Below are 23,143 nucleotides of genomic sequence, written 5' to 3' on the forward strand. Positions count from 1 at the left end.
TAACTCAGGTTCATTACCCTGATATAGCTGAATTTTTACCTGCATCACGCGCATGGGTGTACAAGTCTGCATATACACCTTTGGCTGTGATTAGTTCCTGGTGCGGTCCTTCCTCCACAATCTCACCATTTTCCATCACCAGAATTCGATCGGCATGCATCACCGTAGACAGGCGATGAGCAATGACAATGGTGGTGCGTCCCTGGGATACCGATTCCAGCGCCTGCTGCACAAGCTGTTCCGTGTGTGAGTCCAGATTGGCGGTTGCCTCATCCAGGATGAGCACTCGGGGTTGGAACACCACGATCCGGGCAAATGAAATCAACTGCCGCTCCCCAGCGGATAGTCCGCTTCCGCGTTCGGATAGATGTGTATCATATCCGTGAGGCAAACGTGAAATCATCGCATGTGCCCCGACAAACCGGCAGGCCTCAATTGCCTGCTCTCGCGTAATATCCTCACGAAACATTCTCACATTATCAATAATGGAACCGGAGAACAGGAAGGGTTCCTGTTGAATCAGACCCACGATACGATGAAGCTTAGCCTGCGGCAGATGCCGGATATCAGTACCATCAATCTCGATACTGCCCTTGTCTACATCATAGAAGCGATTGAGCAGGGAGATTAGGGTGCTTTTGCCAGCGCCTGTTGTGCCCACGATACCTACCATTTCACCCGGATAGAGGTGCAGGTTCATCTGTTGGATCAAAGGCCGGTCTGCCCGATAACCAAACGACACATCATTAAAATCAATCTGACCCATCACATTTTTTGGTTCCAGCAAGGAAGCCATACCGGGTTTGGGATCGGCAACTTCAGGCTGTGTATTCAGAATGTTCCAGATGCGATCCATTGATACGGTCGTGGACTGGAATGTATTCCATTGCATCGTAATCTGGTTAATCGGTTGAAAGAACTGACGAATATAGCTGATAAACGCATACAATACCCCGACTTGCAGGGACTCACCCAGTACAGCGCGACCTCCAAGCCAGACCATCATAACCAGTGCCGCATTGCCAAGGATATCAAACGTCCGGTTGAAGATAACATTGGAGCGGGCTTGAGCAATGTTGGCTTTCAGGTGAAGTGCGTTCTGTTCCGAGAAACGTTTCTTCTGTTCTTCCTCTTGGTGAAAAGCCTGAATCAGAAACATACCGGACAGGTTCTCCGCCGTAAATGCGATCAGACGGGAAAGACGCGTACGGGCATTTTGATAAGCTTTTCGCAGTCGACTACGGAATAATACCGCAACCACCGCAATGACAGGCAGAACGATCAGGGAGTATGTCGCCAGCACAGGATCAAGTTGGAACATAAAGACGATAATGAGCACCAGCATCATACCATCCCGAATCAGACTGAGCAGTACTTGAGTGAAAAAGCTGCTGATGGTCTCCGTATCACTGGATACGTTCGTGACCAGACTGCCGATATGAAAACGGTCAAAGAAGGACATGGACATCTTGGAGATATGCTTGAACAGGTCCTTTCTGATCCGGGATACAATGTTCTGACCCACATGCTGCAACAGATTATTCTGGATATAGGTAAAAATAAAACTGATGACAGCCAGCCCAAGAAAGATGGCTGCGAGCTGAACGAGAAAGCCCACACTGGTCTGGCCCACGGCCAGATGATCATCGATGGCGATCTTCACCAGATAGGGTTGCAGCAGATCTGCCGATATGCCAAGCAGTGAGCAGAAGAAGATACCGGCAAAAGCCCATTTATGCGGTTTGGCGTATGCCATCATCGCCTTAAACGAAGTTCGTTTACTCTGATCGGCCTCTGCATCTGGGTGAAGTTCAGCGTTAGTGTTAGACATGATGTAATCCCTCCTCCTGCAAACGGTAGGTGGCCGCATATAACCCCTTGGCAGCCATCAACTGCGCATGTGTTCCCTGTTCAGCGACTCGCCCTTCATCCAGAACGATAATATCGTCCGCATGACGGACCGCGCTGATGCGATGAGAGATGATTAATGTAGTCTTGCCCTTGCCGATCTCACGCAGGCTACGCAGAATACCACTCTCGGTGACAGCATCAACCGCGCTCATGCTGTCATCCAGAATAAGTAACTGTGCTTGTTTGATCAGTCCTCTTGCAAGACTGGTTCGCTGACGCTGTCCACCAGACAAGGTGAGTCCACGTTCGCCAAGCAGTGTATCAAAGCGATCAGGAAAACGGACAATATTATCATAGATCATGGCTTGCCGTGCACTATGTTCCACTGTATCCAGCGATACTTCTCGGTCGCTAAATGCGATGTTATCTCGGATGGTGGTACTAAACAGGAATCCATCCTGAGGGACATAGGCGATGCGCGATCTTAGACTTTCCAGCGACAACTGCCGAATATCGGTACCATTGATGCGAATCGTTCCTTCAGGTGGTTCATATGTACGCAGCAATAGCTTAACGAGGGTACTTTTACCTGAGCCGGTCTTGCCTACAATACCGACCGTTCGCCCGGCACGGATATTGAGTTGAATGTTTTGGAGAGCAGGAGATGAACTGCCAGGATAGGAGAAGGTTAGATTCTCCATGGTGATATCTTGTACGGTTTGGAGCGCTGTGGCTTCAGGAAGTTCACGTACATCTGCTACTTCGCTGAGCAGGTCATTCACCCGCTCCAGTGATGCGCCTGAGCGCTGAACGGTATTAATAACATTGCCGATCTGTTGAAGCGGTCCCATAATAATGCGCAGATATAAGGTTAAGGCGACAAAACTCCCGAGTGTAATAGAATTCTGCATGGTCATAATACCTCCGACAAGCAGAGAAACGACCAATGAGATGGCTCCCAGCAGCGGGAGCAATGCTTGAAACAACGAAGACAGACGAACGAGTCGAAGCTGTTTGCTCTTGATCTCATCGACGGTGGTTCCAAAGCGTGCACGAGCACTGTCTTCGATGGCAAACGTCTTGGTTACGCGAATGCCACCCAGCTGCTCTTCCGCCGATTCCGTCATGGTTGCAAGAGCTTCCTGCACGTCGCGAGAGCGCTTGCGAATCCGCGGACCAAAAAACACCACCAGAAATGGGATCGCCAGCAAAGGGACAACACTGATTAAAATGAGCGTCAACGGAATCCCGCTAAGCAACATCATGACAATGCAGGACAACAGCAGGAAGGTGGCATTGGTCATGAGTGTCACACCATTGGATATCGCTTCACGTACGGAAGTAACGTCATTCATGACATAACTGAGGAGTTTTCCGTTCCCCTGTTTGGAGAAATAATGTTCGCTAAGTTCGGAAAACTTACTGAATATACGCTCACGCGTCATGAATTCGAAGCGTCGACCGAGCTTCATAATCATGAATTGCCCGGTACCGAACAGCAGATTATACCCGATGGCAATAGCTAGAAGGGACAGGCTGTACCTTACGACCGTCTGCATCTGAAGCGTGTTCTGCATCAACTGATCCGTGAAGCTGCCGAGTATGCGGGGCAAGGATGCTTGCCCGACATTGGAGGCAATAATCAGAAGAACAGCAACCAGATAAACAAGCCAGTTCGACACAACATAACCGCGAAGTAATCCTTTCTTGGACATAAGCGTTGTTCTCCTTTTGTTATAGGTGAAGTCAGTTCAGCAGGTGGAGTCAAGAAAAGGGCCGACACCTGTTATTAGCGCGTCGTGCCCTCTTACTGTATGCGATCCAGTTCGTTGTTTATCCGTCATCCGATAGATTTCTCTATTCTTATTTTTGCGCTAATCCGATGGGATGTCAACGAAGCCACTTAGCAAAAAGCAGGTGATTTAGATTATCGGCGTTGGAGAAGGGTTCTATGCCGTGTTCTCGTGTTGTATTCACCAGATGTCGAAATTACTGAAACATTTTCTAAGGATGCCCCGTCTGTAGGAATGAAGAGGTAAAAAATAGGCTTTACTAATCATATGGAGGTGCCAGGAAATGAAACATAAAAAAGGTTTGGCTGCAACACTTGCGCTCTGCGTTTCTTTGACAGCAGGAGGTGCATCGGTATTTGCTTTCACAGATGTGAAGGATGAAGGTCAGAAGTCGATTGTGGATTCATTGAAATCAAAAGGCATTGTTAGCGGAGTAACAGCGGATCTGTTCCGTCCAGATCTCGCATTGTCCGAGCCACAGGGTGTTCAACTGATTGTGAACGCATTTGGTCTGAAAAATGAATTTGCGGAAGCATCCGCTCAGAATAAAATCAGTCCGGATACGTGGTATGCCGATGCGGTGCAGGCCGCTACTCAGAATGGACTGTCCATTCCGGTTGAAGTGAACCCGCAGGGCAAGATGACACGTGAACTGTTTGTCATTTTGCTGAATGAAGGGATTAACACAACCGGGAATTATCCGGTCATCATGAAGTATAATCTTGTTAAGGACGAAAATAAAATCGGTAAGGACGCCATATCTGCAGTCCAGAACCTGCTGAACATGAACATCATTGAACTGGATAAGGACGGTAACTTCCGTCCAGATCAGTCGCTTACCCGTATGGAGGCTGCAAGCATGATCTTTAATGCACTTGAATTTGTGGATAAACACGGCAATGGCGGCTCAGCAGAGCCAACTCCAACCAATCCAGGTGAAGGCCAACAAGCAATTGTACCTGAAGTAACAACGACAAAGGTTGATGACAAAACAACCAAAGTTAAACTCAGTGCTGAAATGCCGCATCCTGGTTATGGATTGAAGATTGATGATGTGAAATTGGAGAAGGATGGACGCGCTATCGTGCTCTATTCCATTATTCAACCTGATCCAGACATGATGTATCCGATGGTTATCACCAATGTGACTGCAGAAACGGATATCCCAACAGGGTATACAGCAGAAGCTCAACCTTCTGGTAAGTAAATTCACTGCAAACCCTACAAACTGAACATGGTTAAAACGGATGTGTATCTTCAAAACCACTCTCCATACATGTATGGAGAGTGGTTTTTTATTTGAGTTGAAACTGTACACAGGTTTTCATATGATTATTTATATTACATTTAGTGTAATTAATCCTGTCGCTTTTTTATAAAGAAATGGATATCTACTTAGGATGTAAAGCCAGTTCGTGTTAGCGGAATGGCTTTTTTTAATGGTCTTTTCCGAAATATCTACTGTTTTCAGATTCCACACCTTGTGCAAAATCTACATATATGACTCCAAATTACTAGTGTTTATAAGCGTTTATGTATCCTGAAGGCAAAGATAAAAACAACATATATACGAAAGAGGGAGGAGAAATATAGAATAAAGGCAAGCCATTACAGGCTTGTAGTTTGCGAGAGATGTATGATAGATAATATTACATTGCATCACGTCGGTAAAACCTTGAAACCTGCAAACCTTAGAATTCAGTATGATGGCTGTAGACATCAATACCATGTCCCATGCGTATATGTGGGTTTTGACTTTAAGGTCTGTTTTCTAACCTAGGTTCGGATCTGACATCTTTCAAGTTCATGTGATGAAACTCTCAATGACAACTACAGGAGGGAAATAGGTCAAATTCTACATGTTTTATACCCGCGAAATGACAATGACAAGCTGGCAACAAAAGTGTAAACCCCTGTTGTAACAGTATATTCCGTGATTTTAGAAGTGAAGATTGAAATGGCATATTTACGGATTCGAAAATGATCCATAAACTCAGTATGTAAGCGTTACCAATTAAGAGGGGGAACAGAGCCGCTCGTTATGGAGACGCGGTTCGGAACTCCTTCTTATATTAAAACAGGAGTGCTTCGCTCTTCCTCACAAACGGCCGGATTTTCATTAGAAAAGGAGGAAACAACTGATGCAGCTAAATGGGGAGTCTCCCTCGACGCAAAACTTAACGGTAAACACGATTCCGAATAGCAAGAAAAATAAATTATGGAGAAGGACGATTCGGAACTGGGAGTTGTATCTGTTTATTGCGCCAGCCTTTTTATACTTTCTGATATTCCATTATGGTCCGATGTACGGCATACAAATTGCATTTAAAAACTTTATCCCAACGCTTGGTGTCACAGGAAGCCCATGGGTCGGATTCGATCATTTCATCCGTTTCTTCAATTCGTATTATTTCTGGGATTTATTATGGAATACCCTTAGCATCAGCTTGTATGAGCTGGCTATAGGTTTTCCACTGCCGATTATTCTGGCGTTAGCGTTCAATGAAGTGAAGGATTCCTTCTTCAAGCGTACTGTGCAGACCGTCACGTATGCACCGCATTTCATTTCGGTCGTGGTGATGTCGGGGATGATCATTACCTTTTTATCACCCTCGTCAGGCATGATTGTCAATTTGGTACAGGCTCTTGGATTCCAGGCACCTCAATTCCTGACGGACCCTGCGTGGTTCAAGACAGTGTATGTACTATCAGGAGTCTGGCAAAGTGCAGGCTGGGGCACCATTATATACCTTGCCGCTCTATCGGGTGTGGACCCGCAACTGCATGAAGCGGCTGTGGTGGATGGTGCGAGCCGTTTCAAACGGATTTTGCATATTAACATTCCAGCGATCATCCCTACGATCACCATCTTGTTAATTCTGAATATGGGCAGTATTCTGGGCGTCGGATTCGAGAAAATCCTGCTGCTGCAAAATCCGCTGAACATGGGCTCGTCCGATGTCATCTCAACATTTGTCTATCGGTCCGGTCTGGTTGATGCGCAGTACAGTTTCTCTACGGCGGTGGGATTGTTCAACTCCGTAGTGAATGCGATTCTGCTTATTACCGTGAATCAGATTGCACGCCGCACCAGTGAAAACAGCCTGTGGTAAAAGGAGGGAATACACATGTCATCCGCTGTGAAAGAAAGCAGAAGTGATAAATTGTTCTTATTGTGCAATTACATCTATCTGACGGTAGCGCTCGTCATTGTGCTGTATCCGCTGTTATACATCATCAGTGCTTCAATCAGTGATCCCAAATATGTAGCCTCTGGTGAGATGTGGCTACTGCCAAAAGGGATTACGTTTGAAGGTTACGCCCGGGTGTTTGAGAACACCAACATCTGGATTGGGTACAAAAATACGATTATCTATACCGTTGTAGGCACCATCGTTAACCTGATTGTTACACTACCGGCAGCCTATGCGCTCAGCCGCTCGGACTTTGTGGGACGTGGATTCTTCATGGCGATGTTTATGGTAACGATGTTCTTCGGCGGAGGGCTTGTCCCAAGTTACCTGCTGGTCAAGGATCTTGGTATGGTGAACAGCATGTGGGCACTTATTCTGCCCGGGGCTGCATCCATCTGGAATATTATCGTATGCCGGACGTTCTTCCAATCGACCATTCCCAAGGAGTTACAGGAAGCGGCGCATATTGATGGGTGTACCAACACCCGGTTGTTCATCAAGATTGTGCTCCCGCTTTCGATGCCAATCATTGCAGTGATGGCGCTCTTCTATGGAGTCGGACACTGGAACAGCTATTTTAGTGCCATGATCTATCTGAATGATTCTTCCAAGTACCCGCTGCAGCTCTTTCTGCGCCAGATTCTGGTGCTTCAAGAAATGGCGGCTCAAGGGGGAGGCGCTATCGATACGTCTTCAGCAACGGCGATGAATACCAAAGCGGAGATCGCTGCACTGGTCAAATATGCTGTCATTATTGTTGCCACCCTACCGGTCATTGCGGTGTATCCATTCCTCCAGCGTTACTTTGTACAGGGTGTTATGATCGGTTCCGTTAAGGGATGATCTTAATCCATATACCACATTAAACAAGGGGAGTTGTTGTTATGAAAAAGCTTCGCAAGGCTTCATCCATTACACTCTGTCTCACCTTATTCGCAACATTGCTTGCAGCTTGTGGTTCAACCAATGAAGATGGAGGCACGACCTCCAAAGTAGAGGGGGTCAAAAAGGAAGGTTTCCCCATTGTAGACAAAACGCTAACGTTGAAGGTCATGTCCCAGGATGCGGGCGTAGCCGATTGGAGCACCATGCCTGTGCTGCAAGAAATGGAGAAACTGTCGGGCATCAAGCTGGAGTACCAGCTCTCACCAATCGACAGCTTTGAAACGAAGAAAAATCTGGTTTTCGCGAGCGGAGACTTGCCGGATATGTTCTATGCTGCGGACCTCAAGCCAGCCGAGCAGGTGACTTATGGCAGCCAGGGTATCCTGATCCCGTTGGAAAAATACATTGACGAAGGTTACGCCCCAAATATCAAAAAGATTCTCGATGAGAACCCGGATGTCCGTAAATCATTTACAACACCTGATGGGCATATGTATGCACTCCCATTCATTGATAAAGCCGCCGTGTGGTATAGAGGCCCAATGTGGTACAACGGGGAATTCTTGAAGGCACTTAACGTAGAAGAGCCCAAGACTACGGAAGAATTGTATACGTATCTCAAGCGTGTAAAAGAAGAAGATCCCAATGGCAATGGCCAGCAAGATGAAATTCCGCTTACTTCTGTAAAACTTGATGATCTTCGCATGTTTTTCTTCGGCTTCTGGGGAATGTACAACGAAGGCATCTATTCCGATAAGGACGGTAAAGTTCACTATCCTTATCAAGAAGAAGGTTACAAAGGTTATCTTACATTCATGAACCGCTTGTGGAAGGAAGACTTGCTGGATCATGAGACCTTCTCTCAAACAGGTGATCAGAAAAAAGCTAAAGGTGAAAGCAACAAACTTGCACTGTTCAACGATTACCATCCATACTTCACACTCGGTGGTGAACCTAGCACGGATCATCCGCTGATGACACCCGTGAAGAGCGAGGTGGCAGACTCTCCGGTATACGGCAAGCATCCGGGCATGTCGGCTCGCGGTACCTTTGCTATTACAAGCAGCAACCCGTCACCCGAGGCGACGATGCGATGGATCGATTACCTATACAGCTATGACGGTGCGACACTGTTCAATCAAGGTCCGGAAGGTGTGTTGTGGAAATTCAAAGACAAGGAAAATCACGTGAAAGAGTGGCTCCCCGTTCCTGGCGGCGGTGATCGTGAGGAATACCGGGGTAAAATCACGCCGAACTTTGGTATCTTGACACCGGGTATTAATGATCCGGATGTAGCGAAGGGTCTTCGCACCGAATTTGATGAGTGGATTGACACGCAAAATCAAGAGAAGTTGGTACCTATCGGAAAAGCACCATTTCCTAACGTTTATTTGACGAATGAAGAGCAAAGCGAAGCAACCGCTCTATTGTCTGACCTGGATACGTACGTTAAACAGATGGAAGCGAAGTTTGTGACCGGCCAGGAACCACTTGAGAACTGGGATAAGTACATTGCACAGATGGAAAAAATGGGCAGTGACCGTATCATCGAACTGTATCAGGGGGCATATGACCGCTGGAATTCGGGGCAATAAAGCCTATCGAGGTACATCCCATGCAGAAAGAGAGCAGTTAGCTTCAATATTGTTAGCTGCATTAAATTTTTCGCATATAAGAATTCTTGCGGGAGGTGTGAACCGTTATGCTGAAATGGTTTGAAGAAGCCAAACTGGGGATATTCATTCACTATGGCATCTATGCGGTGGACGGGGTTGCGGAATCCTGGTCCTTCTATAATGGCAGGATATCCTATGAAGAATATATGAAACAGTTGGATGGTTTTACGGCATCGGAATTCAATGCGGAGAAGTGGGCGGAATTGATTGAGAAGTCTGGTGCCCGGTATGCCGTATTAACAACGAAGCATCATGACGGCGTTGCTCTATGGGATACGCAATATAGTGATCTCAATGTTGTTAAACAGACACCAGCGAATCGGGACATTGTGAAGGAATATGCGGAAGCGATTCGGGAAAAGGGCATTCATCTAGGGATGTATTACTCACTCATTGATTGGTCACACCCGGATTATCCTAGCGTGTATGAAGGTGGAGAAGTGCCTGAGGATCTCAGCAGTGTCAACCGGCACTCAAGTCCTGTGGACGGCGTTCAAGTTCAGGAAAAGTGGCAGAAGTTCCTGCGATTTAATAACCATCAACTGGAAGAGATTTTAACAAATTACGGAAAGGTGGATCTGCTGTGGTTCGATGGAGACTGGGAACGGAGTGCCGAGCAGTGGAATCTGCCGGAGTTCAAGCATTATCTGCAATCTTTTAACCCGGATATCATCATCAACTCCCGCCTTCAAGGTTATGGGGATTACAAAACGCCTGAGCAAGGCATTCCGATCACAAGACCGGAGGGACCCTGGGAATTCTGCACCACGATCAATAGATCTTGGGGTTATGTGCCAACAGATCATAAATACAAATCGTTAAATCAGATCATTCGAATGTTCTGCGACTGCATTTCGATGGGCGGTAATATGTTGCTGGATATCGGTCCGCGTGAAGATGGCACCATCGATCAGAGGCAGGAGGATATTCTGCTTGGACTGGGAGCTTGGATCCGAACCCATGAAGAGGCCGTCTTTGGCACGGGTGAAGGCATTATGCCTCGCTATTATCTGGGGGGAAGCACCGTATCCGAGGATCGAAAGACGCTGTACCTGTTTGTGTATGACGATCCAAAAGAGAATGTGTGCATCAAGGGTCTCTGCAATCCGATCAAGAAAATTACCGTGCTGCATTCGGGCAAAGAGCTGAATCATGAGATTCATGGGGGCGTGCCTTGGTTCAATATCCCGGGGACAACGTGGATCAAGATGACCCCGGAGGACACGCATGAACAGGTGACCGTTCTTAAGCTCGAATTCGATGAGGAGCTGGAAATGTACGGCCGCTCTGGAGCCGTTGTCACCCATAACTAACCATTACGGGGAGGGCGTGTGCTGGTAGATGCATGCCCTCCCTTACGAATTGGAGAGAGTGACATGAACAGAAGTGGAGTGCCAGAACCCAGGATTGAGTATGCTCCCAAACATTATATATGCAAGCGTGCGCAGGAAGCATTGGTGTTAGACGGTCGTGTGGATAAGGCATTTTGGAATGCGGCTCATTGGACGGAGGATTTCGTTGATATCGAAGGGGATCTTCGTCCGAAGCCAGAGAAACAGACACGGGTAAAAATGCTGTGGGATGACGACTATTTCTATTTTGCTGCCGAGCTGATTGAAGATCAGATCTGGGCTACCCTGACTGAACGTGATTCCGTTATTTTTTATGACAATGACTTCGAGATTTTTATCGATCCCGACGGGGATTCCCATCAATATTATGAGTTCGAGATCAATGCGCTCAATACGGTATGGGACCTGTTATTAGTGAAGCCTTATCGGGATGGTGGGCCTCCGGTTAACGGTTGGGATATCAGCGGTCTCAAGACGGCCGTATATATCGATGGGGAACTGAACAGACCTGGTGCAGAGAATCGGAAATGGAGCGTGGAAGTCGCGATTCCCTGGGCCAGTCTGAAGGAATGTGCCGAAGGAAGCCGTCCACCTGCGCCGGGTGAGTTCTGGCGTGTCAACTTCTCGCGTGTGGAGTGGCAAACCGAGGTACAGGACGGTGAGTACCGCAAGGTGCTGAATCCAGATACGGGTAAACCTTATCCGGAGGACAACTGGGTGTGGTCACCTATGGGTATTATCAACATGCATTACCCGGAGTTATGGGGTTATGTTGTATTCTCGGATGACGGAACGGATCAGTCGTTTGAGTTGCCTGAAGACGAACGAATCAAATGGGAGCTTCGCAAGCTCTACTACCGTGAACGTAATTATTATGAAACCCATGGTGAATTTACACAGGATGTGAAGCTGCTTTTGGGTGAGGAATCGTTGAGCTGTGAGCCTGTTATTGAAACGACTCGCAGCCTGTTCCAGATTACTGCGTCGTCTTCGGACGGAACGGCCTTGATCTGTATTCGGGAAGACGGAAAGCTGTGGAAGGAGTGATAACGCAATGACCAGCCAAACTTTGGTGTTTTCCCTTGATGCACAGTTATTGGAGAGGATCGAGCAGAAGTTCCAGGAGAAGGTACGTTTTGCAGAGGCCCGCAAATCGGAGTTGTTTCATATTTTTCAGCAGGAGCTAACGCAAGAAGAGACATGGGCATTGAAGTATATATATGCCTATATGCCGGTAAACGACCTGGCTGATTATAACGGGGACCTGTTCTTGAGCCATGTACGCCGGGCTTTGGACACCCGTAAACGTGTGCCTTGGGGAGATCGCGTTCCGGATCATCTGTTCCTTCATTTTGTGCTACCTTATCGGATAAATACAGAAAATATTGAAGATTACCGCGGGTTGATGTATGACGAATTAGCCGAGCGGACAGCAAAGTTATCTATGGCGGATGCCATTTTGGAGACCAATTACTGGTGTCATGAGAAAGCGACCTATATTGGCAGCGATCTGCGCACGATATCACCGCTGACGATGATCCGGAATGCTCGTGGTAGATGCGGCGAAGAATCCACGCTGGCGGTGGCCGCTCTTCGCAGCATCGGTATACCTGCCCGTCAGGTCTACACACCGCGCTGGGCTCACTGTGACAGTAACCATGCTTGGGTAGAAGCTTGGGCAGATGGTCAATGGTATTACATCGGTGCATGCGAGCCGGAAGCCCGTCTGAATCAAGGGTGGTTCAGCCCGCCAGCCCGCAGGGCCATGCTGATTAATACGAGGATCTATGCCGACTATCCCGGACCAGAGGATATTACGCTCTCCGAGAAGGGATATACGGAAATTAATTTACTTGAGAACTATGCGCCCACACGCAACATCTATGTGAAGGTGAAAAATGAACAGGGAGAGCCCGTACCCGGAGCGAGTGTCCGTTTTGAGCTGTACAATACGGCTGAATTCTATCCGATTGCCGAGATTAGGACGGATGCACAAGGGGAAGCGACCTTTAAGACTGGCTGTGGTGACCTTTTGATTCGTGCGGTCAGCGGAGGCAAGTGGAGTGAGATCCTATTCAAGGCTCAGGAAAATAAGGATGTAGAGCTTGTGCTGAACTCATCAGAGCAGCCTACAGGGATTGTAGATTTCGATATGGTTCCTCCTCCGGAAAGGGAGGGAGAGGTCGTGGTTGCATTACCGGAAGAGAAGATTGAGATTCATAATCGTCGTCTGGAGGAAGGAGCGCAGACCCGGAGCGAGTATGAGGACACGTTCCTGAGTGAGGAGGAAGCTGTCTCGCTGGCTAAAAAGGTTGGACTGCCCTCGGTACGTGTATGGGATGTTCTCCGCAAGGCACGGGGGAACAGCCGGGGAATTGCAGCTTTCCTAGAGGAACGTTCCAATCCATACGGTGAGTGGCCGCTCCGGTTGCTGGAGTCGATGAATGAAAAAGATTTAATTGATACCTTTCGTCAGACGCTGGATGATCATCTGATTGGTTCACTCTCGCAACAAGGATCATGGGCGGAATATACGTTCGTGAGATACATCCTGTGTCCGCGGATCTCCTATGAGATGCTGGTCCCTTATCGGGGTGTATTCCAGAATGCCTTTTCGGCAGATGAAGCGGCAACTTTCAGGGAGAACCCCTCGACAATTGCCCAAATGCTGGAACAGCAATACGAATACTATGAAGATCTTCCTAATCTAAAAGGCAAAGGGAATCCAATAGGGACGTTTAGTCTAATGAAGGGAGACTCTCAGTCGCTGGATATTTTGTTTGTGGCTGTATGTCGCAGTTTGGGTATTCCGGCCCGATTACATCCCAGCGCACAGAAACCACAGTATCTAAGTGATAGAGGCTGGGAGGATGCAGTGTTTAGTCTCACCTCACCTCTAACTCAGGAGAGCACAAGCTGGGGGATGCTCCAACTTCATAGGGATATAAAAGTTCCGCAGGATACACCTGAAGCATCTTATTTCGAAAATTTCTCGTTTGCCCGTCTGGAAGATGGCGTCTATAAGACGTTGATTTATCCTTATGGCAGTACGGATGTCTATAGTGAGCCATATGAGGTTGAGGCAGGAGCTTATCGCTTAACGACAGGCGTTAGGCTGAACGATGGAACGGCAAAAGTACGATTCGTTTACTTTACCGTGAACGCTGGAGATACCACTGAGGTTGTCTTGTCTTATCGCGAGACTGAGGTTGAGATTCCTGTACTGGGTAAACTGGCACCAGGAAGTATACTGACCCGTCTGGATGGTTCAGAGGTAGAACTGGAGGAACTTCTGGGATCGGAGGGTGCCATTGCTGCCTGGATTGAACCGGAGCGGGAACCGACCAAACATCTGATTCGTGAACTGTGCGCGCTGGCAGAGCCGCTGGATAAGCTGGGTATACCAATCGTACTCATGATCGGAGATATGGAATGGAACGATGCCTTTGACCCTGCTGGTTATCCAAAACTGCCTATACGCACGGTTTTTGTACGGGATTCCAGTTATGCTTCCTTGTCTGGCTTCAATTCGAAGCCTGCGGCTCATGAAGCGGGTTATCCACATCTGTTCGTGATGGATACTCAGCATCAAGTTCGTTATTCGGCTTCCGGGTACAAGATTGGTACCGGGAAGGAAGCCTTGCAGATTGCTGCTGCGATATCTCAATCATTGAACAGATCGGAGTGAAGAGAGTGACGAAATATATCGCTGCGGGTTATGCTGTTGATTCAGTTCTTCCCGACATGACACACGAGGATCTCTTGAAGTTAACACATCTGAACGTAGCCTTTGGACATGTCAAGAATGATGCAATAACAACCGAGCATCTAAAAAACGGTCATGTTATCCAGAACATCAAGCGGGAGCATCCAAATCTTACAGTGCTGCTGTCTGTAGGCGGATGGAGCGCAGGCGGTTTTTCCGAAGCAGCCTCAACCCAGGCGGGGAGGGACAGCATGGCCGCATCGGCAATTCAAGTATTGGAGGAATATCCTTTTGACGGGATCGATCTGGACTGGGAATATCCTTGTTACGGTGAAGCTGGTATCGCATCCAGCCCAGATGATAAACGGAATTTCACCTTACTTCTCAAGACGATGCGGGAGGCACTGAGTACCAAGGGAGAAGCGGATGGCCGTCATTATCTGCTCACCATTGCGGCAGGGGCTGATCAATACTACGTTGATGGTACAGAGATGGCTGAGGTGCAGCAGTACCTGGACTACGTGCAGTTGATGACCTATGATATGCGCGGCGGTTTTCAGGTTCTGACCGGACATCATACGAATCTGTACACGCCAACAGGAGATCTGTTTCGAATTAGTACGGATGCTTCCGTGAACCTGTTTGTTCGCGCAGGCGTTCCGAAGGAGAAAATTGTGATCGGAGTTGCGTTCTATTCCCGGATCTGGAATGAGGTTCCTGACCGAAACCGCGGACTCCATCAAATGGCCGGGAGTACAGGCGGATATGGACCATCATTTGCCGAGCTGGAAGCGAAGTACATTAACAAGAATGGTTACACTCGTTATTGGGATGAAGAAGCCTGTGCACCGTTTCTGTTTAATGGGTCCAGCTTCATATCGTATGACGATGAAGAATCGATCCAATGCAAATGTGATTACGTAAAGGATCAAGGTCTGGCCGGAATCATGTTCTGGGAGTACGGCTGTGATCCAACTCACCGTTTGCTGAGTGTAGTGCATCAAGGGCTGAAGGAAATTTCGGCTGGGAAAATCGGATAAGGTCGCTGGCCGCGACGAATCAGATTATGTCTACGGAATAAAAACATACGAAGGGTCCGTCCTATACGTCATGCTCATGACGTATAGGACGGCCCCTTGTTTGCGTTATTTTGGTCTAATGAATCAGGCACATGTTAGACGATGTCTCCCTTTATCCAATACATTCCTCGTCATCATCATCAGGAGAATCGGCGGAGCCATTGGGACGGTGCATTTTACGGTATTGCCCTGGGGTATAACCCGTCTCTTTTTTGAATTTGCGGATGAAGTTTGGTGTATCCAGGTAACCGACACGCGTGATGATATCTTTTAACGGATCGGTAGTATGCAGCAGTAGTCGAATGACCTCATCCATCCGTTTCTGCCAGATATATTGGGTAAAGTTCATGCCGATCTTTTCTTTAAAAGAACGACTGAAATAGGATGAAGAGATCGTGAATTTCGATGAAATCGTACCTAAACTGAGATCATAATCAGAGAAATTGGCATCGATATAAGCAACAATTTCATCCATAAGAGAGCTTTCTTCCGTCTCACTCTTCGCTTCGACATGGGCGCAGATTTCGGCGGCAAGGCCTGTCAGTTTTTTCTCCAAATCCTCTAACGAGTCGTAGGAAGTGATCCTTGGAAGTTGATCAACCACATGGTGGATTCCAAGCTCCGAAGCGGTTTTGAGCATTGTATTCAGAATATCAAAGCAGATGCAACGCAGCAGCGGTACAGACGGCATTTCGGATTTCAGCGTATTCAACGCAGTTGTCACCATCTGAACCGCCACATCATAGCTGCCTTGTTTTAAGCTCTGAACCAGCTTTAATAACACATCCTTAGGGACCCAGAAGGAAGAATCCTGTACATCTGAACCGGAAAGGTTGTTAAAGTATGTACTGCTGCCCTGTCCATGCAGCATCGATGCTTCCAGAGCGGTCGAGGCCTCGATGTAGGACTGATTCAACTGTTTCGGATAAGTGTACCGATTGCCTATCCCGATTGCGGGCGCGACCCCGGTGTGTTCTGTCACCATCCATTGCAGTTTCTCAACAATAGGCTCCATACGGGTATTCAGGCTATCTTCATGCCCAATTTCGGCATCGAATCCCACGATAAGGGACAATTGGTCTGCCTGTGGCAGCTCCACGCCGTAAGCATAAGCAGAGAACTCCGGTAGCTCCACATCGTTCATCAGCTGCATGACAGTAGGTTGCTCGGGGTTATCACCGATAGGAAAAGCACGCATTTCCCAGCCCATGATCATGACAAAATAATGGGATCGGTTAAAGCGTATACCAAGCTTATCCGTAAACTCAGAGGGGAAATCTCCGGTGTGACCGTGCTTCAGTAACATGAGCAAAATATGATTGCGAGCATAGGGCTCCTGAAGATCTACGCGCTGACTATAATCATGCAGTGTTTTCTTAATCCATTCCAGCTCGTTGGTGGAGGAGGATGGATCAGGATCATTTTTCAACCGAATGAACTCCATTAAGTCTGAAATCGGATGGTACTGTCTTCGGGCCAACATAATGGCGAGGAACGTGCCCATCACCACCATGAAGGAGAAAACGAGAACAACAAAGGTGCGAATATGAACGATTCGGCTAAAAAATTGGTTGCTGGGCATAGCGGTCACATAAGTCCAACCCGCATCCGATTTAACGGATACAACCGAATGTGGTTCTTGATTTAAGGAGATGCTGTGCGTTCCGGGTTCAAGAGCAAACAGAGCGTTAACTTCCTGTTCGGATATGATTTCTCCCTTGTAATTGGCTGCCAGGACTTGCCCGAAATTATCGAAAATATAAGTCATCCCGTGATAGTCGCTAAGGATGGAATCAATTAAGCCCGTCAGATTGGACTCGTGAATCAAGTACATGACGGTTCCATGGGCAGGAGTATTGTTAGGTGCAATCGGTACAAGGTATGCCAGCATGGAATTGGGTATTCTGGTTCCTTGGACGACCTGCTCCGCTGGACGTATTGTGGGGGACTGTACGTTATTCAAATCCCGGATCATGTCTGTTTTGTTCCACGTAGTAAATTTGTAGCGGCCAGTGAATACATCCAGGTTCTCAGAACCTTGAGAAGAATAGATGTTATCATCTTCACGGAAGAACAGGAATAACTCATCGATAATGGAACTGGTGGCTTTGTATTTGACCAATGCGCCGATTGACTCCCGGCTATAGTACGGATGGTGGGTCCAATACCGCGTTAACTGCTCATCGTAGGCGATGCGAAAAGCGATGTCTTGGAGTTCCTTCATGCGATCATCAATGACAGTTTTGGCTTGAGTGAGCTGATTGACATTGGTCTGTTCAATCTCTGAACGGAGCGTGTCCACAGCGTTGTGATAAATAATGATGGTTAAAATAACAAGAGGGATAAGGAAAATGGAGATATAGGATAGGGTGTACTTAAACAGAAGCTTGGACTTGAAGTGATTCCATTTCATATCTGCAACCTCCCGTTTATCTTAGTGCTGCAGCGATAGCGCTCTCATATGGGCAGTGAAGCTATTGCCAAGATGGGAGTTGCTGAGGTGTTCCTTCTAAAAATACTAGGAGAACTTCTCTAATAAAGCAATGGTTCTTTTATAAATTCCAGTGCAATCCGTAAGAAAGATATAGCTATAGCAAAATCCCCTCAAAGTTCACTCATTTCCTTATGCTACCACACAAGGCTTTTCAAAGAGTAACTACTTTAAGGGGATAATTCTAGCTGATCATATATTATATTTTCTATTACTGAATATAGGAGTTACAACGATTATTCGTCCAGAGGTTCATAGTCAAACCAATCGAAACTTGCAGGCGTACACTCCCCCGATGGAGCATAAGCGTACATGGCGATCATCACACCTGTGAAACCACTTGCCACTTCGGTAGATAACAGATGTGTTTCTCCTGAACCCACTTCGATGGCATCGGATGAACCTTGCTGATAGAGGAACGTAAAGTGATTACGGTCAGCTTTGATTTGTAATACAACCGGCCCCGTGTCACAGTCAAGCACCTGTTCGGTTCGCAGAGAGCCGACGGTTCGCCGCAATACGATTTTCTTCTGACCGTCGATCTGTGTTACAGCCAAATCGTAATGATATTTATCATTCATAAATAAGGTTAATCCGGCTTCCTCACCGCTCGCATTTGGCTCATAACGTAGCTCGGTTGCCATATTGCATAAGAAATGGCTCAATCGACGCCCGACAAAGGCTGGATTTTGTCCGTCATCGAGTGAAACCGAATGACCACGGAGGATGAGCTGCCCGGGATTTTCAGTGAGCGTCCAACTACCCGGAGCCGGGTTACGTAAGAAGATCCAGTTCATGTCCAAAGTTGGTTCGTCAAAATGATCCCGTATAGCCCGAGGTGACCAAGGATGCTCAGGCAATGAAGGTCCGGTCATCTCTGGTTCAATATGTCCGTCCACACCGATTATCGGCCAACCGTCATCCGTCCAAGTGACAGGTGCCAGGAAGGTCTCGCGTCCGAGATGGTGTCGCATGGGGTAACCTGCTGGACGAAGGCCCAGACATACGGCCCACCAGCTTCCATCCTGGATCTGGACAAGGTCTGCATGACCGGTTGCGTGAATGCTGGATTTCATGCTCCGATTGGACAGAATCGGATTATGAGGACACGGATCAAATGGTCCGTATGGCTCTGTGCTCCGAGCGATGGTCTCCATATGGCCATACTCGGTTCCACCTTCGGCGATCATCAGATAATAGAGGCCGTTTATTTTATACATGTGGGGAGCTTCGGGGGCTACTCCTCCGGTTCCAGTCCAGATCAATCGACTATCGGTTAGTCTGGCTCCGGTCGTGATGTCTATCTCGCACTGATAGATGCCTTCGCCTTCATCGCCGTTACAGGCCGTTTGAAAATACACACGTCCATCTTCATCAAAGAAAAAAGAGGGATCAATGCCGCCCTGATCAATAAAAATCGGAGCAGACCATGGTCCCTCGGGCAGGGCACTACGCACATAAAAATTTCCGCCGCCGCTGACATTGCTTGTTGTCATGTAGAACCAGCCATCATGGTGCCGAAGTGTTGGGGCGAAAATGCCGCCAGAACTGCCCGCGTTCGCTAAAGGGAGTTGCTCAGTTGTTGTGAGGACATGGCCGATCTGTCGCCAGTTCACAAGGTCTTTGCTGTGGAAGATGGGCACACCAGGGAAATATTCAAAGGTACTGGTTACCAGATAATAGTCTTCATCTACACGGCAGATACTTGGATCTGGATAAAACCCCGGAATGACCGGATTGGTATATTTCATCATTTATGCTCCTATTCATTTCGAGAGTTTAGTATGAATCTGGACACATTGAAAATCCCTGCTACAAGGCGAATTATAACGCTTATAAGTATATGGAACCTTGATTTTTCGGTCTTGGAATAGCATGATATAGACATTCAACCCAACTATGTTCGCGGAGGGGAATGCTTTTGAGTAATGCATATTTGAGATGGTTTACCTCGGACCATCAACAATTTCCGTTTTTTATCCAGTACGGTGGACATGTTGAGGACATGGAGCTTCATAATCATATGGATTTTACGGAACTTGTGATTGTTCTGAATGGTCATGCAACCCATGTGGTGAACACCGAGGAATTTTTTATTAAAAAAGGGAACGCATTTGTGATTAATGGCGACACCCATCATGCGTATAAAGACCCTCATGATTTTAGGATCTGTAACATTATGTTCAGTCCCGAGATGCTTGCTTCGGCTGGGCCCGATCTGAGAAAATCTAACGGCTTCCAGGCGCTGTTTGTTTTGGAACCGTTTTATCGTAATATTCACTCCTTTCCGAGTAAATTGGCGTTATCCATTTCCAGTCTGGAGTATGTAGAATCACTGATATCGTTCATGATTGAGGAGTATCAGAGTAAACAGCAAGGGTATCAGACGATGTTGATCTCACGTCTTACGGAGATGGTTGTTTATTTGTCGAGGCAATATGATACGCAGGAGAAAGGGATCGAAGGTAATAATCTGATGCATCTGGCAAATGCCATTTCATTTATTGAAGATCATTATCTGGAGCCACTGTCGCTAGAGGATATTGCGGGGAAGTCGAATATCTCCATAAGGCATCTGAATCGGATTTTTCGATCCTATTATCAGATGACCCCGATCTCTTATCTGCAAAAGTTGCGTCTGGAGAAGGCATGTCATTTGTTGAAAAACGGGAATCTGTCCATCACGGAAATTTCGTATGAATGTGGATTTAACGACAGTAATTATTTCACCCGTCAGTTTAAGAAAGCCTTTGGCAAGTCTCCCAAAACATATAGGCAGACTCATTAATACCTGATCGAGTATAAAACACCAAAACAGGGCCTCCTCATAGGGAGGTCCTGTCTGCTGTCTCAGGGAAAAGGGGGAATTCGATAGTTCAAGAGCCGTCCGTTGTCATGCCACTGACCGTACATTTTATTTTCCTTTGTGTGGGTTATGAACTTATCCAATCTGCTCTGGAATAATGCTGGCTGATTCTTAACACTTTGGATCGTATCGATCCGAACGTTTTGATACAGGGTAGGGAAGGCCATGAAATTTGCATAAACCTGATGGTCTTCTTTCAGCCTTTGTTCGATCACACCATCAATTATGAAAGCAGTCGGCTCCATAACAGGAAGAACCTGTCTACCCTCGTCATGCATGAAGCCCAACTTTTCAAGACGACGGACACGTTCCTTGTTCAATTCAGTCCATGAGCTACGTTTACTCCTAGGAGATAATCGCTGTGCTAATTGAGTCTCGGATATTTTCTTTTTAACTCCATCGATCCAGCCAAAGCACAGCGACTCCTCAACCACGTCCAAATACAGCAGGGTATTTGGCACGGGTTTTATGCTTATCATTACCCAGCAAGATTTCTCGACTTTTCCATGTGTCTGCAACCAATTTCTCAATTCATCCCTCGACGTCACGGGGATACAATGTACATTTTCCATCCGATTGTCAACTATACCTGAGCCGGTTCCTGATACCAAAAGAGTGAATAGTCATTCATGATGGAGGCATGCCCCAATTGACGTAGCATGGTAGAAACATTGCCTCGATGATAGGTTCCGTGGTTAACCACATGGATTACTATATTGGATAAGCTGGTTTCGCGAACTCCTGCAAATGGATTATCGAGTAGAGTGGTTTGCTCCAGATCAGCTTGGCCTCGTAACCAATCACTGTATTGTGCCGACAGGTCCGTAAAACATTGGATGTACTCATCCACAGAACCGTGAATTTCACTATTGAGTGGTATGCATGTTTGCAGTGCCTCGGGCATACCGGTGCCAGTTAACACCAGGTACCACATCTTATCCACTGTATAGATATGGCTGAGTGCATGAGCAATGGTTGGATATGAACTGTTCACTTCCTGACTCAGTACAGAGGAGGGCAGTTCCTTGATTCTGCCCAGGATGGTTTGGTTGGCCCATGTGTGGTAGTTATACATTTGTTCCGGATGATTCATTGATGATCGTCTCCTTTAATTTGGCGATGGATTAGATGAACTTACTGAGATGATTATAAAAAAAGAAGTATGACAACAGCGTGTCATACTTCTTCATAGAGCTTAAGTGCGTTTCGAAGTTGTTCTTTCAGGATGCCTCGTAATTCAATCGGTTCAAGTACCTCGGCGCCACTTCCCAAACTAAGTAGAAACGACCATAACCACTTGGCTTGTAACGGTTGATGAACCGGGATACGCATCGTCATACTTCCATCCTCGTGAAATTGCTTATCTGCCTGTTGAAAATGATCCATGGCTTCCGCGAGCGCTTCCGGGTTCACCCGAAATACCACATCACTTACCTGATCTTGCCATGACGGATCTGAGACAACCGTCTCTTGGGGAAGCTCAAGGTGGGGTTGGAAGTGTTCCGATGTCAGTTGCACGTTCATCATCCGGGACAGTCGGAACTCGCGATAATCCTGCCGTGTCTGGCAAAATCCGTATACATACCAATTACGATATTTAAAATGAAGTCTTACCGGTTCCAGATGGCGGGGTGTATGTTCATTTTTTGTATTGATGTAGTCAAAACGGACAACCTGATGATCCGTAATACCTTTACGCAGATGAGGAAGGGCATCCGGTTCTGTTCGGCGAGTCTCCAAATCCACCGACAGACTTGAGGTTTGATGCTCCGGTCCAATCGTTTGCAGACGTTCAATCGTGCCTTGTGCACGTGCATCTTCGAATACTGTGGATAGACTGCTCAGAACCGTGATCAGGGAATCCACATCATAAGAACCGAGCAAGCTTTTATCCATCTTGTATCCGTCCATCATGCCGTAGCCGCCTTTGAGTCCCTGATGGGAGACGACCGGGAAGCCGGCGGCACAGATTACATCAATATCCCGATAGATCGTTCTTGGGGACACCTGAAACTCTTCCGCCAAGGTGGAAGCAGACAATACTTCGTGGTTCAGCAGTTTGTATATAATTGAGATTAATCGCTCCAATTTCAAAAGGTATCCCCGCCCGTTATTCCATTTTGTCATTACAGGCCATTATTATATCACGCCAGGGTAAACAACATGGAGGATTACATAGGGTCTATAGGAGGTCATATCATGCAGTAAGTTTTGTTCCAACATGATTGGACAAGTTCTTCGGTGTGATGA

16 protein-coding genes are annotated in these 23,143 nt (G+C 47.1%); 9 read left to right on the top strand and 7 right to left on the bottom strand.

Annotated elements, in window-relative coordinates:
* Nucleotides 1-13: 13 nt before the first annotated feature.
* Together MKY01_RS06225 and MKY01_RS06230 are read right to left on the bottom strand one after the other, a co-directional pair.
* Entirely contained in the window at nucleotides 14-1,831 is a 1,818-nt protein-coding gene (locus MKY01_RS06225) for an ABC transporter ATP-binding protein (RefSeq protein ID WP_282319157.1), read from the bottom strand.
* Nucleotides 1,824-3,566 (bottom strand): ABC transporter ATP-binding protein, encoded by a 1,743-nt coding sequence (locus tag MKY01_RS06230; RefSeq protein WP_339285878.1) that lies wholly within the window; start codon nucleotides 3,564-3,566, stop codon nucleotides 1,824-1,826. Before MKY01_RS06230 ends, MKY01_RS06225 begins: the two co-directional genes overlap by 8 nt.
* Nucleotides 3,567-3,927: 361 nt before the next feature.
* Here MKY01_RS06230 and MKY01_RS06235 point away from each other — a divergent pair, with 361 nt between their 5' ends.
* The 8 genes from MKY01_RS06235 to MKY01_RS06270 all read left to right on the top strand — a co-directional run bounded on the left by MKY01_RS06235 (nucleotide 3,928) and on the right by MKY01_RS06270 (nucleotide 15,497).
* Nucleotides 3,928-4,851, top strand: a complete 924-nt coding sequence (locus MKY01_RS06235; protein WP_315371906.1) for an S-layer homology domain-containing protein — start codon at nucleotides 3,928-3,930, stop codon at nucleotides 4,849-4,851.
* 934 nt (nucleotides 4,852-5,785) lie between these two features.
* Complete coding sequence (locus MKY01_RS06240; protein ID WP_100528714.1) at nucleotides 5,786-6,757, top strand: ABC transporter permease subunit; 972 nt, start codon at nucleotides 5,786-5,788, stop codon at nucleotides 6,755-6,757.
* A 15-nt stretch (nucleotides 6,758-6,772) separates the two neighbouring features.
* On the top strand, nucleotides 6,773-7,681 hold the full coding sequence (locus MKY01_RS06245) for a carbohydrate ABC transporter permease (protein WP_036668765.1): 909 nt from the start codon (nucleotides 6,773-6,775) through the stop codon (nucleotides 7,679-7,681).
* A 41-nt stretch (nucleotides 7,682-7,722) separates the two neighbouring features.
* Complete coding sequence (locus MKY01_RS06250; protein WP_315371907.1) at nucleotides 7,723-9,318, top strand: extracellular solute-binding protein; 1,596 nt, start codon at nucleotides 7,723-7,725, stop codon at nucleotides 9,316-9,318.
* Nucleotides 9,319-9,425: 107 nt separating this feature from the next.
* On the top strand, nucleotides 9,426-10,712 hold the full coding sequence (locus MKY01_RS06255; RefSeq protein WP_339285882.1) for an alpha-L-fucosidase: 1,287 nt from the start codon (nucleotides 9,426-9,428) through the stop codon (nucleotides 10,710-10,712).
* A 63-nt stretch (nucleotides 10,713-10,775) separates the two neighbouring features.
* Nucleotides 10,776-11,798, top strand: a complete 1,023-nt coding sequence (locus MKY01_RS06260) for a carbohydrate-binding family 9-like protein (protein ID WP_339285883.1) — start codon at nucleotides 10,776-10,778, stop codon at nucleotides 11,796-11,798.
* A 7-nt stretch (nucleotides 11,799-11,805) separates the two neighbouring features.
* The gene (locus MKY01_RS06265; protein ID WP_339285885.1) at nucleotides 11,806-14,439 is read left to right on the top strand and encodes a transglutaminase domain-containing protein; all 2,634 of its coding nucleotides are present in this window, start codon (nucleotides 11,806-11,808) and stop codon (nucleotides 14,437-14,439) included.
* A 5-nt stretch (nucleotides 14,440-14,444) separates the two neighbouring features.
* The gene (locus tag MKY01_RS06270) at nucleotides 14,445-15,497 is read left to right on the top strand and encodes a glycoside hydrolase family 18 protein (RefSeq protein WP_339285887.1); all 1,053 of its coding nucleotides are present in this window, start codon (nucleotides 14,445-14,447) and stop codon (nucleotides 15,495-15,497) included.
* A 151-nt stretch (nucleotides 15,498-15,648) separates the two neighbouring features.
* On the opposite strand, the gene MKY01_RS06275 is transcribed toward MKY01_RS06270, so the two are convergent.
* Both MKY01_RS06275 and MKY01_RS06280 read right to left on the bottom strand, forming a co-directional pair.
* Nucleotides 15,649-17,949, bottom strand: coding sequence for an AraC family transcriptional regulator (locus tag MKY01_RS06275; RefSeq protein ID WP_339285889.1), 2,301 nt, complete (start codon nucleotides 17,947-17,949; stop codon nucleotides 15,649-15,651).
* Nucleotides 17,950-18,263: 314 nt separating this feature from the next.
* Nucleotides 18,264-19,778, bottom strand: a complete 1,515-nt coding sequence (locus MKY01_RS06280) for a glycoside hydrolase family 43 protein (protein ID WP_339287100.1) — start codon at nucleotides 19,776-19,778, stop codon at nucleotides 18,264-18,266.
* Nucleotides 19,779-19,948: 170 nt separating this feature from the next.
* On the opposite strand from MKY01_RS06280, the gene MKY01_RS06285 reads away from it, so the two are divergent.
* On the top strand, nucleotides 19,949-20,815 hold the full coding sequence (locus tag MKY01_RS06285) for a helix-turn-helix domain-containing protein (RefSeq protein ID WP_036611501.1): 867 nt from the start codon (nucleotides 19,949-19,951) through the stop codon (nucleotides 20,813-20,815).
* A 62-nt stretch (nucleotides 20,816-20,877) separates the two neighbouring features.
* Here MKY01_RS06285 and MKY01_RS06290 read toward each other — a convergent pair whose 3' ends face one another.
* The 3 genes from MKY01_RS06290 to MKY01_RS06300 form a co-directional block, all read right to left on the bottom strand.
* The gene (locus MKY01_RS06290; RefSeq protein ID WP_339285891.1) at nucleotides 20,878-21,465 is read right to left on the bottom strand and encodes a YdeI/OmpD-associated family protein; all 588 of its coding nucleotides are present in this window, start codon (nucleotides 21,463-21,465) and stop codon (nucleotides 20,878-20,880) included.
* A gap of 11 nt (nucleotides 21,466-21,476) precedes the next feature.
* On the bottom strand, nucleotides 21,477-21,986 hold the full coding sequence (locus MKY01_RS06295) for a DinB family protein (protein ID WP_339285892.1): 510 nt from the start codon (nucleotides 21,984-21,986) through the stop codon (nucleotides 21,477-21,479).
* Nucleotides 21,987-22,069: 83 nt separating this feature from the next.
* The gene (locus MKY01_RS06300) at nucleotides 22,070-22,987 is read right to left on the bottom strand and encodes a YafY family protein (RefSeq protein ID WP_339285893.1); all 918 of its coding nucleotides are present in this window, start codon (nucleotides 22,985-22,987) and stop codon (nucleotides 22,070-22,072) included.
* Nucleotides 22,988-23,143: the final 156 nt, after the last annotated feature.

The sequence above is a fragment of the Paenibacillus sp. FSL R5-0486 genome, assembly GCF_037975155.1.
In the GTDB taxonomy this organism is placed as follows: Bacteria; Bacillota; Bacilli; order Paenibacillales; family Paenibacillaceae; genus Paenibacillus; species Paenibacillus amylolyticus.